This window comes from Corynebacterium lowii (assembly GCF_001412085.1).
Lineage (GTDB): Bacteria > Actinomycetota > Actinomycetes > Mycobacteriales > Mycobacteriaceae > Corynebacterium > Corynebacterium lowii.
Genome location: NZ_LKEV01000001.1, coordinates 67,900 through 80,366, shown reverse-complemented (window position 1 = coordinate 80,366; position 12,467 = coordinate 67,900). Strand labels below are relative to the sequence as shown.

The following is a 12,467-nucleotide window of genomic DNA, read 5'->3' as shown; positions in this document are numbered from 1 at the left end:
AGTAAGTAGGAAGTAAGCCCCTCTTATGTGTCTCTAAAAGGACATAAAAGGGTGTGTGCTGTGATTGAGGTACGAATGTCATTTCACCGTGCCCTCCACAGGCGGATTGGGCGTGTGCGCAGGTCTTCCACAAAGTTACTCACACCTGTGGATAACTCTACGACACCAAGTTATCCACAACCTAGCCCCATCCCTGTGAATAATGACACGGGGCGAAGTTACGTCTTTGACCTGCACTTTTACAAGTGTAGGGAGAATCCCTCAAGGTAAGGTTGAGAGTTATCCACAGATGCAATGTTTCCACACATGTGAAAACTGTGAGTGCCGATCCACTTTTACCCGCTGGCTTGTGGGATTGTCTAGGACGGCCTTCACCGGCTCTGAGGCTGTGTCCAAGGGGCGTTGAGGAGGTGTCCATCGTTTAGGTTTCGATGCTGGTGAGTCCCGGTGCTGAGGAAAATGACCTTAAATACGAAAAATGTTATTTCGGGGGCACCCTATATAAGAGCGGAGGCGCACGTGCGTGTCGATTTGTCCCGCTGCTCAACGCTCACGTATCCTTTACACGTCTGTTACATCCGCAGAGGCATGACATGCCTCGCGCATGTACTTGAGTGAGAGCGACCCTCACAAAATCCAGGCCGCAATGTGGCGTGCCCATCGGGGCGCTTCGTTGTGCGTCCGTGTGTGTCGCGTGCTACGGCCGGAGCAGGGCTTTCCTGTGACCACCTTTCCGGCAGTGGTATCTCACGAAACCAACTAAAGAGTTGGTCGATGAACCCTTAAGGGGTGGCGTAAAGCCGTCGGCCAATGGTGAGTACTTAAAAGGAGAATGAATCGTGGCAAAAGGTAAGCGCACATTCCAGCCGAACAATCGCCGTCGCTCGCGCAAGCACGGTTTCCGCACTCGTATGCACACCCGTGCAGGCCGCGCGATCGTCGCTGCTCGCCGCCGTAAGGGCCGCGCTAAGCTCACGGCCTAAGTTGAGGCAGGGTGCTCCCCGCGTATCATAAAATGACCTCGCCGGTGCAATTCCGGCGCACTATTAAACATGGTCAGCGTGCGGGTACCCGTACTCTCGTCCTGCACGTGTGGGAGGACGATGGCAGTGTGCACATTGCCCGCCAGGGCGGGCCGAGGATAGGCCTTGTTGTGTCTAAAGCCGTCGGGAATGCTGTGGTACGCCACCGCGTTTCCCGGCGGCTTCGCCATGTGTGCAGGGAGTTTTTGGGGGAACTAGAACCGCAATACAACGTCGTTATCCGCGCTTTGCCGAGCTCGGGAACGGCAACTTCGGAGCAATTGGCGCGGGATATGCGTAAAGCCCTGGCTAAAGTCCTTCGGAAGAAGAACCCGGATGGGTGCTAAAAGGGGCGTCGATAAGCGCCCTTCTTTACCCGCGCGGGGGTTGATGGGGGCGGTGCGCTTTTACCAAATCTATCTTTCACCCCTTAAAATGGGTTCCACCTGCCGCTTCGAGCCAAGTTGCAGCGCTTATGCCCTGGATGCTGTGAAAAGTCATGGGGCTTGGCGCGGAGTGCTTCTTGCTTTCGCTCGGTTGTCTAAGTGTGGGCCTTGGCATCCAGGGGGATACGATCCCGTTCCCCTCCGTGCTTTTGGGCACCACATCCGGCGATGACCGTGTGCGAGGCGCCTGTTTATTGAAAATCAACCACAACAGGAGTTTGGACGTACAGTGCTCAACTTCATTTATTGGCCGATCTCTGCGGTCCTGTGGTTCTGGCACAAGATCTTCGCCTATCCCTTTGGGGCTGATTCCGCCCTCTCGTGGATTTTGGCGATCGTATTCTTGACCTTTACCTTGCGTCTCCTGCTCTTTAAACCGATGGTGAACCAGATGCGTTCCTCGGTGAAGATGCAGAAGTTCGCCCCGCAGATGCAGGCCATTCGAGATAAATATAAGAATGACCAGCAGAAGATGATGGAGGAAACCCGCAAGCTCCAAAAGGAGATGGGCGTGAATCCTCTGGCGGGCTGCCTGCCCGTGTTGGCGCAGTTCCCGGTATTCATCGGTCTGTTCCACGTGCTGCGATCCTTCAACCGCACGGGTAGTGATGTGGGTCTGACGGTGGAACAAAACCGCATGACCCCGAACTACATCTTTAGCGCGGATGATGTGCAATCCTTCCTGGATTCTAACTTCTTTGGCGTACCCCTTTCCGCATATATCTCCATGCCGAGCGAGATGTTTGCGGCCTTCCCCAACGCCGATTTCAGCCGCGGCACCATCATCGCGGTGGCGGCTCCCCTGATTCTGATTATTGTGCTGGCCACGCACTTTAACGCGCGGCTTTCGGTGGACCGTCAGGAGGCGCGACGCGCCTCGGGCAAGCAGCAGGCTCCGGCTTCCGAGCAGGCGGCCATGCAGATGAACATGATGAATCGCATGATGTTGTGGTTCCTGCCGGCCACGATTTTGTTCACGGGCTTTATCTGGCACATCGGTTTGCTCTTCTACATGGTGGCGAACAACCTGTGGACCTTCTTCCAGAACCGCTACATCTTTGCCAAGTTGGATCGGGAGGAAGAGGCCGAGGAGGCCGCAATCAAGGAGGCTAAGCGTGCGACGGCCCCCAAACCCGGCGTAAAGCCGAAGAACCCGAAGAAGAAGGGTGGCAAGCGCGGCTAAAAGCGCAGCGCTCTCCTGCCCCGTATTTTTCCAGCTCAGCGCCCGTTACCTCCCGGAGGTGGCGGGCGCTGTCGCATGTGGCTGATAGTCTTTTCTCATTGAGCATTGCTCAGCTGGAAGCCCCGATGATAGCAAGGATGTTTCACGTGAAACCTAGTGATTTTCCTGCCCCGCCTCCCGCGGCGGAGCGTATTTTTGGCGAGAATCTGGATAAGGCGGCGGCCTACCATGCTTCTCTTGCCACGGTGGGATCTGAGCGAGGATTCATCGGCCCCCGCGAGGTGCCACGCCTGTGGGAACGCCACGTGCTCAACTGTGGGGTGATTGGCGAGGCTATCCCCGAGGGGGCCTCCGTGATTGATGTGGGCTCGGGCGCGGGACTTCCAGGGATTCCCCTGGCCCTTGCCCGGCCGGATCTTCAGATCACCCTCGTGGAACCACTGCTGAAACGATCGGTGTATCTGGGCGAAGTAGTGGAGCAATTGCAGTTGAGCCACGTGCGCGTGGTGCGTGGCCGCGCGGAGGAGAAGGCCCTGCGCGCCCAGGTAGGGCGGGCCGACGTCGTAACCTCCCGCGCGGTGGCTCCCTTGGGTAAACTATGCACATGGTCTATGCCCCTGGTGGGCAAGACGGGGGCAATGATAGCGATGAAGGGGGCTTCCGTGAGGGAAGAATTAGAACGTGATGCAGAGAAAATCCGTGCCGCTGGCGGTGGCGCGGGCGAAGTAATCCAGGTGGGCGCGGATTACTTGGAGGAGCCCTCCACGGTGGTGCGCATCCCGCGGGTGCGTTAAACGTGAACGAAGGAGGCCGGAAAATGAAATGTAGGAAGGATAAAGAGGCGGGCGAGCGCGATGGTCGATAGAGAAGAACAATATCGTGATGGAACCTCCGCTATTCCGCTCAGTGCTCCCCTGCCAAAGCCGGAGAGGCCGCGCCTGGTGACCATCGCCAATCAGAAGGGCGGAGTGGGTAAAACGACCTCCTCCGTGAACCTCGCCGCCGGATTAGCCGCCTGCGGGATGAAGGTTCTGGTGATTGATCTGGACCCCCAGGGCAACGCCTCTACCGCGATGGGGGTGGAACATCGCGCGGGCACGGTATCGAGTTACGAGGTGCTCATTGGCGAGGCCACCCCGGAGGAAGCGATGCAGGCTTCCCCGCATAGTCAGAATCTCTTTTGCATCCCCGCGACCATTGATCTTGCGGGGGCAGAGATTGAACTAGTTTCTATGGTGCGCCGCGAGTATCGGCTTTACGATGCGCTCAAGGGGCAATTCTTGGATCAATGGGGCTTTGACTTTGTGTTCATTGATTGCCCCCCTTCCCTTGGGTTGCTGACGATCAACGCCATGACCTTTGTGGAGGAGGTGCTCATTCCGATTCAGTGCGAATACTACGCCCTGGAGGGAGTGGGCCAGCTGCTCAATAACATCTCCATGATTCGGCAGCACCTCAACCCGCAACTGCATATTTCGGCCATTTTGCTCACTATGTACGACGCCCGCACCAAGCTCGCGGAGCAGGTGGCAACCGAGGTGAAGGAACACTTTGGCGACGTCACCTTGCGCACCGTTATCCCCCGTTCGGTGAAGGTATCGGAGGCGCCAGGTTACGGAATGCCCGTGCTGGCCTATGATCCGGCTTCTCGCGGGGCGATGGCCTATGTGGCGGCCTCGGAGGAGTTCGCCACACGCGGGGATTATAGCCCGGCAGAAGGAACTGGCCCCATCGGAGTAAGCCCGGAAACGGCTGAACGCCTGGCCGAGAGTGCCCAGGAAGAAAGGGAATAGACGTGGCAGCCAATGAAACTCGTAAGGGTGGTCTCGGGCGAGGGTTGGGAGCCCTCATCCCCCAGGGGCCGTCTAAACCTCGGCTCTCCGATTCTGCCGCCGATGCAATCATCGGAGCGGGCCGTTCGCGGCAGGCAGAACGGGGTGCGGATTCTGTTCTGGGGAGGAATGTTTCACGTGAAACATCTTCTTCTGGTAACTCGCCCAAGCACGTGCCACCGCTCATCGCTCAGGCCGGAAAGCGCGAGGCGACCCCTGCGCCTTCTGCCGGGAATGAGTTTGGGGCCTCCTACCGTGAGATTCCCCTTGGGGAGATCATTCCTAATGAGAAGCAGCCCCGGCAGGTCTTTGATGAAGAGGCCCTGGAAGAACTCGTGCACTCCGTGAAGGAGTTTGGCCTGCTGCAACCCATCGTGGTGCGTCGCGCCGCGGATGATAGCGGCTACGAGATCATCATGGGTGAGCGCCGCTGGCGGGCCGCGAGCAAGGCGGGATTGCGCGTTATCCCCGCCATCGTGAGGGAGACCGATGACGGCGATATGCTCCGGGACGCCCTCTTGGAGAATATTCACCGCGTGCAGCTCAACCCCCTCGAAGAGGGAGCGGCTTATAAGCAGCTCCTCGACGAGTTCGGGGTAACGCAGGATCAACTAGCGCAGCGTTTGGGGCGCAGCCGCCCCACCATTACCAATACGATCCGGTTGCTCTCCTTGCCGGTTTCCGTTCAAACGAAGGTGGCTGCGGGCGTGCTCTCTGCGGGTCACGCGCGGGCCCTCATGGGCCTGAAAACAGGCGAAGAGGACCAAGTACAGCTTGCCGAGCGGATTGTGGCTGAGGGCCTTTCTGTGCGTGCCACGGAGGAGGCCGTCACGCTGCTCAATAATGGGCACGGGCCGGTAAAGAAGGCCAAGCGCACTCCCCTCCCCCAGCCGGAGCACTTTACCCGGACCGCTGAGCGCCTTGGAGACCGTTGGGATACCAAGGTGACCGTGACGATGGGTAAGCGCAAGGGCAAGATGGTGGTGGAGTTCGGAGACCAGGAGGACTTTGATCGCATCCTGGCCCTCATGGAGGGACGAGCCTAAGAGACCGCTCTATGAAAGAAACCCCGGTTCAGGGAGATTGAACCGGGGTTTCTTTTCTTATGCGGAGGGTTTTAACCCCGCTGTTCCGCAGCCAGCAGTTCGGCAAAGCGATAGGTACCCGTGGGTTGGTTATCCTCCTCCAACAGATACAGGCGCTTAACGGCCACCACCACGGCCTCCGCGATGGCGTCGCGGCTGGTGGGATTGGTCATCACGGCCACGTCCTCGGGATTGGTGAGGTAACCGGCCACCACCTCTACGGTGGCCATGCGGGTAAGCCTCAGAATCTCCCAGGTGCGGGCGTGGCTACCGCAGTTTTGGAGGGCCGTGCGGGCCACGATCTCACGCTGGATATAGCCGGAAAGGGCCTCTCCGGTAAGAGAACTAGAGCCCACCTCGGAACCGAAGTAGAAGGTGGCCACTCCGGAGGCCTTGTCATTTTGGTAGGCATCGCATTGCAGGGAAATAACGATGTCAGCCCCAAAGGCATTGGCCATATCGGCGCGATCCTTGGCGGAGGGGTTATCCATGCGCGGCCGGGAGATGATGGTCTCCATGCCGATGGCGCGCATCCTGTCCTGCACGCGGGAGGCCAGATCCCACAGAATCTCCTCCTCGGTGATCTCCCCGTAGCGCCCACGTACCACCTGGCCGGTGTGCTTTCCACCCAGGGCGGGATCAATCACCACGCGCTTGCCGGCCAGTTGCGGCCCGGCCTGGCGCATATCCTCGCGCTCGCGGATGGCCTGAGCGGAGCCACCGCGAATACGGCGCCCCAGGAGGCTCAGTGCGCGAATGGTATCGGGGCCGCATACGCCATCGGGATCGAGGCCGCCGTTGATTTGGTAGCTGAGCAGGGCGTAGTGCGTATCGGGGCCAAAGTGGCCGTCGAGGCGGCTGGAATAAAAGCCGAGTTCTTGGAGATTTTCCTGAAGCTGCACCACGTCATCGCCCACCAGGGGGTTATCCTCCTGGTAGGCCAGGGCGCGGGCGCCGAGGGTGTAGGAGGCTCCGCGCATCTCGCGCAGCGTGGTGTCGTCGATAGCTCCGGTGGGGAGGATACCCCTGGATTGCTGGAAGGCCTTGATGACCTCGGCCAGGGGGGCGTCAAAGTAAGTGTCCCCGTCGTTGAACTGCTGAGAATCGCCCGTGGGGCGCACGTCTCCCGTGTAGTTCTGGATGAGACCGAGGCGCGCTAGGGTAACACGAGCCTCTGCGACGCGCGGGCTGCGATCACCGACCCGGAGTACGTCCGCCACGTGAGTCCTTCCTAAGAGTAATGATGATAACTCAACCAGATTAGCAGCTAGAGGATGGAATTGAGTTTTGCCACGATGTCCGCCTTGGGGCGCGCTCCTATGATTTGATCCACCTTTTTACCGTCCTTGAACAGAAGGAGGGAGGGGATGGACATGATCTGGAACATCGCGCCGAGGCCGCGCTCGGCATCCACATCTACTTTGACGATTTTGAGGGAATCCCCATACTCCTCGGCCAGCTCTTCTAGCACCGGGGTGAGCTTGGTACAGGGTCCACACCATTGCGCCCAGAAGTCCACGAGCACGGGTACATCGGATTCGATCACGGTGGAACGGAAGGAGTCTTGGGTGACACTGCTGAGGGTAGACATGCAGTTTCCCTTTCCCTAGCCGAGGTTTTCGGCCAGATAGTTTTGGGCATCCAGGGCGGCCCGGCATCCCGAACCGGCGGCGGTAATGGCCTGCTGGTAATGATCGTCCACTAAGTCGCCAGCGGCAAACACACCGGGTACGGAGGTGAGGGTGGAGGGCTCGCGGGTGGCCACATAACCGCCCGCCTTCAACTCCACCTGGCCCTGGAGGAACTCGGAGCGAGGATCGTGCCCGATGGCCACGAACATCGCGGTGACATCCAGTTCGGAGGTCTCCCCCGTGACGGTATCGCGCAGCACCAGGCCGGAAACCTTGCCCTCGGCGCCGAGCACGTGATCGACCTCCTTGTTAGTGAGGAACTCAATCTTCTCGTTGGCGCGGGCGCGCTCCACCATGATGGGGGAGGCGCGGAACTCCTCGCGGCGATGCACCAGGGTGACCTTATCGGCGAACTTGGTGAGGAAGGTGGCCTCTTCCATTGCGGAATCGCCGCCGCCGATTACGGCGATCTGGTGGCCGCGGAAGAAGAAACCATCGCAGGTGGCGCAGGTGGATACGCCCCGGCCCATGAACTGCTGCTCGCCCTCTACTCCGAGCAGGCGCGGGGCGGCACCCGTGGCCAGAATCACGGTGCGGGCCAGGTACTCCTCCTTTCCCACGAAGAGGTGCTTAACCTCGCCCTCTAGCTCCACGCGATCCACCAGTTCCATGCGCAGATCGGCGCCAAAGCGCTCGGCCTGGGCGCGCATCTGCTCCATGAGTTCCGGACCCATGATGCCCTGCTGGAAGCCGGGATAGTTTTCTATCTCGGTGGTTTGCATGAGGGAGCCACCGTACTCGTAGCCCTCAAACACGATGGGCTTGAGCGAGGCGCGCGCCGCGTACAGCGCGGCGGTGTACCCGGCGGGGCCGGAGCCGATGATGGCTACGTCGTGAATGGTATCTGTGCTCGCCATATTCATGCCTTCCTGCAAGAGCCTTTTTGTGCCGTGCCCAAGTGTAATCGGGGCACCCACTATGCCATTTCAACGGGAAGGCCGCACCGTTGATTCCTGCGCCATCATGATCTCCCGCAGCGCGGTTTTGGCCCGCGCCCGGCGCGATTTCACCGTCCCCGGCTGCACGCCCTCCATCGCGGCTACGTGGGCAACGCTGTAGCCCGCGGCGTCGATAAGCACGAGGGCTGCGGCCTGATCGGGGCGCACCTGGTTGAGCGCCGATTCCAGGGTGAGCCGGGTATCAATGTGGCGTAACGGATCGTAGGCCAGGCGCAGATCTGTGTCCCGGGAGGTGCGGTCGTCGTCCAGCGTGGGGCTCTCGCGCAGGTGGCGGTGGTGGGCGAAGTCGTAGCCGGAATTGGCCACCAGGCGGTGCAGCCAGGTGCTGAGCTTGGATTCCCTGCGGAAGGTGTGCAGGCTCTGGGAGGCGCGCAACAGGGCATCCTGCACGATGTCGTGGGCGTCGTGCTCATTGCGGCTGTAGCGGCGCGCCACCCACAGCAGGCGCGTTCCGTGGCGGGTAACGATCTCCGCGAAGGCGGCGGCTTCCCCCGCGAGGTAGGCCACCACGAGCTGACTATCGGATAGGTTTTTCATGGATTCCCCCGTGATATGAGTGTGAGGCCCCTCCCCCGAGGAGCCTCACACCATTAGAGCGCGGCGTGCCGCTGGGCGCCGCTGATTCGCGCCTATTGCGTTGGGCGGGTACCCCCGTCCACCTGCGGTACTGGCACCTCCGTGGTGGCCTCGTTGCGGGAAACCTTGGTGCCAAGGATCGACATATTAGACACGCTCACGGTATGCGTCTGCGGAGACACCGCATCGAACCACACCACGAGGGCCTGCGCGGGCTCCGAGGTGGAGGCCAAGGGCAGGGCCGTGGTGCCCTCCCCCAGCGTTCCCTCCGCCACCAAGGGAATGGTGCTGAGATCCAGGTTCTCCTCCAACTCCGCGGAATCCATGCTGCTGGGGATGGCATAGATCACCGCGTGACTGCCCGGCGCGGAACTCAATATCTCAAGCTCCGTGGCCTGGATGGGATTTTGGAGGCGCACCAGCAGGCCCACCCCTGGTTTGTTCCCGAAGCCCTGGGGGTATTCATCGGAACTCCACGAGGTAGTGGGGTTACCGTCCACCGCGTAATTGACGTCCTGGGGGTGATCGCTTTGCCCCTCGGAGCCGGTGGCTTGCCACACGTTGATGCCGCTGAGCGGCTGTATCTGCGGCGGGGCTACCTCGCTGGTGTGTGAGGAGCCGGGGTTGACGGGGGAAGAACCATCCTCGCCCCCGATCACGGAGGCCACATAGGTGGCGGTGACGGCCAGGGCGATCACTGCGGCAAAGACGATGACTCCCAGGCCGGCGGTGCCGCTGCGCGTCATGGACTTCGCACCGAAACCGGGGCGCTCCTCCACCTGGGGGGTGGATTCGGCTGGGACGCTCAGCGCCTGAGCGCGGCGGCGGGCCTGCTCGCTGGGCGAGGGCACAGCGGCGGTTTCGCTGGTATCGGCAGAGGAAGATGGAGTCTCCGCCAACCCCGCCTGGCGCAGCTCCTCGCTGAGCTCGCGCAGGCCCGCGGCGTCGATCTGCTCCCTTTCCTGAGCCGAGGCATTCTCATCGGCAGCGAGCGTGGCGGCGGCCTCCACCTTTTGCTTGGCGGCCTGCACGTCCGCGGGGGCGTCCTCGTCGATGAGGAGGTTGAGCGCCCAGGCAAGCGCATCGAGGTCCTGGGCCGTGGAGGCGCTGGAGAGCACGGCGGGGAAGGCGAGCACCGCCGTGCCGGAGGTGGTAATGCGGATGCGACCCCAGTTATCCAAGCCCAGCGGGGTATGCAGGGCGTCGGCAGCCGCGGTGGCGTGCACCAGCGGTGCCAGGGCGTAGGCGGCGGCGCGGGGATGAATCTCCTCGGAGCGGGAAATCTCCTTCAGCGAGGTGCCCTCCACCCAATCCGCCACCACGAGGCAGCCGGAACGATAGGCGGAAACCTCGATATTCGGGGCGATCGCCGGGTGCCCCAGGGCCGCCAGGGCGCGAGTGCGGCGCGCAACTTCCGACGCCGCCCCGGCCGCCGCCGCAGGACTCACCGGAGCCATCGGAGAGGTGCCGCTGGTATCCACAAAGACCAACGCCACCAAACGACCCGTGGCCTGCTCCTTGGCCTGCCAGAACTGCGCGCCCGTCACGGAACCGTGATCCACCAACAGGCGGAAACGACCATCGGAAACTGGAGCACCCGGCACCAGACGCGGGCCGCGCACCACACCGGCCGACATCGGCGGAGGCACCGGGGAGGCATTAAACGTATCCGAGCCGATGAACTGCGTGGAAAGCTCCTGCTGGGTGGGGGCATCCACCTGAATCTGACGCTCGGGATCGGTGCGGATGAGGCGATTCATGCCCGGAATACGCTGTGCCACCGCGCCGAGGTTCTGCACCTCCGGCAGGCGGGAGAAGGAGAGCACCACGCCCGTCACGACGAGGAACACCACGCCGATGACGCACAGCCGCACCAAAACCCACAGCGAACCCAGGGCCTCCGGCCCCACCAAACGGCCCAGCAGAATACTGGCGACGGCCGCCACGAAAACGCCCACGAGCGACGCCCCGAAGGCCCACAGCGAGGTACGCATGATCGTGGGAGCACCCAACGGGCCTAATTTACGGCGCAGCAACATCGCCCCGATGACGGCACCGGCCACGAAGCCGAAGCCATTAGCCGCGCCCAGGAGCACCACCACGCGATCCGGGGAGGACGCCACCGAGGGGGCCAGGTACGACAGCACGATCTTGGTGACCGTGATTCCCGCGATGATGAAGGTGGGCGTCCAGGCCTCCTCACGGGCGTAGAACACGCGCAGGTGCAGCAACACCAGGGCATAGGGGATGAGAGTAAAGGCCGAGAAACTCAGCGTGAGACCCAGCACCGAGGCCGAATGGGGATCGAAGTGACCGTAGCGGAAAAGGCCGAAGGCGATGTCCTGGCCGAAGGCGGTAAAGAACACCACGATGGGGATAAGCGCAATGAAGGTGAGCTTGGTGCCCAGGGTGAGATCGTCCACCACTCCCCTGTCATCGCCCTCGGCGGCCTTGCGCGAAAGCCTCGGCATGATGGCCGTGAGCAAGGTGACGCCGATGATGCCATAGGGCACCTGGAGCAGCAGCCAGTGGTTTTGATAAATCAACGGCGCGGCCTTGGAGGAACCCGAGGCGATCTGGCTGGTGATGCTGTAGCCAAGCTGCGAGATAGCCACGTACACGATGATCGCCACGGCCATGCCGCCAAACTCCTTGAGGCGATCATCAATCCCCCACAGCGGGCGCAGATCCACGCCCGCCTTCCGCAATGGTGGCACCATGATGAGCAGCTGCATCACCACGCCCAGGGTGGTGCCCAGACCCAGCAGCATCACGTGGGGATCAAAGGGGCCGGAAGGGGCGGAGTCGGAAAGCCGCCCCGGTACGAACTGATAGAGCAACAGCACCGCAATGCTGATGATGTTATTGGCCACCGGGGCCCAGGCTCCTGGGCGGAACACTCCCTTGGTATTGAGAATCGCCATGAAAAGGGAGAACAACCCGTAGAAGAAAATCTGGGGCAGCAGCCAATAGGCAAAGGAAATGGACTGCGTGATATTGACCTCGCCCGACTTACGCACCAACATCTGGGTGAGCAAGGGGGCGGCCGCCACAGCGAGCAGCGTAATGACCGTGAGCAGGGAGAACGCCAGGGTAAACAATCTTCGGATGAAGGCCGCTCCCCTATCCGGGTCCTCCTTTTCCGCACGCACCAACACCGGCACCACCAGGGAGGTGAGCACCGCGCCGAGGACCACCTCGGTGATGAGGTTGGGCAGCGTATTGGCCGTACCAAAGGCCGAGCCCACCGCCGTGCCCAGGGAAGAACCCAGGAGCACCGTGCGCAAGAAACCCGTGATACGGGAGATCAGAGTGGCCACCGCCATCGAGCCGGTGGAGCGCACGACGTCGCCGTCGGTGGTCTCCTCCGCCTGCTCGGGGGCGTCGATAGCCGTTGCCGTGTTTGCCTCTGTGCGCCGTCCGGGCGGGGTGCTGAGGGTGGGCGCCTGACTCGGTGCCTGCCCCGGCGCGTGGCTGAGGTTGGAGCGATCAACCTCGGCCGGGGACGCGGGTTGAGGCTTTCTTTTTACCTCGGGCACCGGGGCGGGCGGCGTGGGGGCCACGATGCGGGAGCGCAAACCCTGGCTGGATCGCTCCGGCTCGGGGCCCGATGGCCTGTGCTGTGGATCTGTGGCGTTCACGAGTGACCATTGTTGTGGCTGAAACCCGTGAA

12 protein-coding genes are annotated in these 12,467 nt (G+C 61.7%); 7 read left to right on the top strand and 5 right to left on the bottom strand.

All coding sequences use genetic code 11. The annotated features are described in order from the left end of the window. Positions 1 to 839: 839 nt before the first annotated feature. The 7 genes from rpmH to Clow_RS00345 all read left to right on the top strand — a co-directional run bounded on the left by rpmH (position 840) and on the right by Clow_RS00345 (position 5,529). Positions 840 to 983 (top strand): 50S ribosomal protein L34, encoded by a 144-nt coding sequence (gene rpmH / locus Clow_RS11245; protein WP_082418429.1) that lies wholly within the window; start codon positions 840 to 842, stop codon positions 981 to 983. An 11-nt stretch (positions 984 to 994) separates the two neighbouring features. After that, on the top strand, positions 995 to 1,369 hold the full coding sequence (rnpA, locus tag Clow_RS11240) for a ribonuclease P protein component (protein WP_082418427.1): 375 nt from the start codon (positions 995 to 997) through the stop codon (positions 1,367 to 1,369). Beyond that, complete coding sequence (gene yidD, locus Clow_RS11235; protein ID WP_082418426.1) at positions 1,359 to 1,640, top strand: membrane protein insertion efficiency factor YidD; 282 nt, start codon at positions 1,359 to 1,361, stop codon at positions 1,638 to 1,640. Before rnpA ends, yidD begins: the two co-directional genes overlap by 11 nt. Positions 1,641 to 1,697: 57 nt before the next feature. Further along, positions 1,698 to 2,651 carry a membrane protein insertase YidC gene (gene yidC, locus Clow_RS00360; RefSeq protein WP_055174750.1) on the top strand — a complete coding sequence of 318 codons (954 nt, stop codon included), beginning with the start codon at positions 1,698 to 1,700 and terminating at the stop codon, positions 2,649 to 2,651. Between the two features lie 137 nt (positions 2,652 to 2,788). After that, positions 2,789 to 3,445, top strand: a complete 657-nt coding sequence (rsmG, locus tag Clow_RS00355) for a 16S rRNA (guanine(527)-N(7))-methyltransferase RsmG (RefSeq protein WP_156334580.1) — start codon at positions 2,789 to 2,791, stop codon at positions 3,443 to 3,445. Between the two features lie 60 nt (positions 3,446 to 3,505). After that, positions 3,506 to 4,444 carry a ParA family protein gene (locus Clow_RS00350; RefSeq protein ID WP_055174744.1) on the top strand — a complete coding sequence of 313 codons (939 nt, stop codon included), beginning with the start codon at positions 3,506 to 3,508 and terminating at the stop codon, positions 4,442 to 4,444. A 2-nt stretch (positions 4,445 to 4,446) separates the two neighbouring features. Then, positions 4,447 to 5,529 (top strand): ParB/RepB/Spo0J family partition protein, encoded by a 1,083-nt coding sequence (locus tag Clow_RS00345; protein WP_055174740.1) that lies wholly within the window; start codon positions 4,447 to 4,449, stop codon positions 5,527 to 5,529. 71 nt (positions 5,530 to 5,600) lie between these two features. On the opposite strand, the gene Clow_RS00340 is transcribed toward Clow_RS00345, so the two are convergent. From Clow_RS00340 to murJ, 5 genes are all read right to left on the bottom strand, one after another. Beyond that, complete coding sequence (locus tag Clow_RS00340; protein WP_055174736.1) at positions 5,601 to 6,788, bottom strand: N-acetylmuramoyl-L-alanine amidase; 1,188 nt, start codon at positions 6,786 to 6,788, stop codon at positions 5,601 to 5,603. A 47-nt stretch (positions 6,789 to 6,835) separates the two neighbouring features. Then, the gene (gene trxA, locus Clow_RS00335; protein WP_055174733.1) at positions 6,836 to 7,159 is read right to left on the bottom strand and encodes a thioredoxin; all 324 of its coding nucleotides are present in this window, start codon (positions 7,157 to 7,159) and stop codon (positions 6,836 to 6,838) included. A 15-nt stretch (positions 7,160 to 7,174) separates the two neighbouring features. Beyond that, positions 7,175 to 8,116 (bottom strand): thioredoxin-disulfide reductase, encoded by a 942-nt coding sequence (gene trxB / locus Clow_RS00330; RefSeq protein WP_055176182.1) that lies wholly within the window; start codon positions 8,114 to 8,116, stop codon positions 7,175 to 7,177. A 69-nt stretch (positions 8,117 to 8,185) separates the two neighbouring features. Then, positions 8,186 to 8,755, bottom strand: coding sequence for a sigma-70 family RNA polymerase sigma factor (locus tag Clow_RS00325; RefSeq protein ID WP_055174729.1), 570 nt, complete (start codon positions 8,753 to 8,755; stop codon positions 8,186 to 8,188). Positions 8,756 to 8,847: 92 nt separating this feature from the next. Continuing rightward, complete coding sequence (gene murJ, locus Clow_RS00320) at positions 8,848 to 12,435, bottom strand: murein biosynthesis integral membrane protein MurJ (protein WP_245625654.1); 3,588 nt, start codon at positions 12,433 to 12,435, stop codon at positions 8,848 to 8,850. Between the last annotated feature and the right edge of the window lie 32 nt (positions 12,436 to 12,467).

Excerpts from the sequence above, each read along its gene's own strand:
- Clow_RS00350 (WP_055174744.1), top strand. The coding sequence starts at position 3,506 with ATGGTCGATAGAGAAGAACAATATCGTGATGGAACCTCCGCTATTCCG.
- trxA (WP_055174733.1), bottom strand. The coding sequence starts at position 7,159 with ATGTCTACCCTCAGCAGTGTCACCCAAGACTCCTTCCGTTCCACCGTG.
- Clow_RS00325 (WP_055174729.1), bottom strand. The coding sequence starts at position 8,755 with ATGAAAAACCTATCCGATAGTCAGCTCGTGGTGGCCTACCTCGCGGGG.
- yidD (WP_082418426.1), top strand. The coding sequence starts at position 1,359 with ATGGGTGCTAAAAGGGGCGTCGATAAGCGCCCTTCTTTACCCGCGCGG.
- trxB (WP_055176182.1), bottom strand. The coding sequence starts at position 8,116 with ATGGCGAGCACAGATACCATTCACGACGTAGCCATCATCGGCTCCGGC.
- rsmG (WP_156334580.1), top strand. The coding sequence starts at position 2,789 with ATGTTTCACGTGAAACCTAGTGATTTTCCTGCCCCGCCTCCCGCGGCG.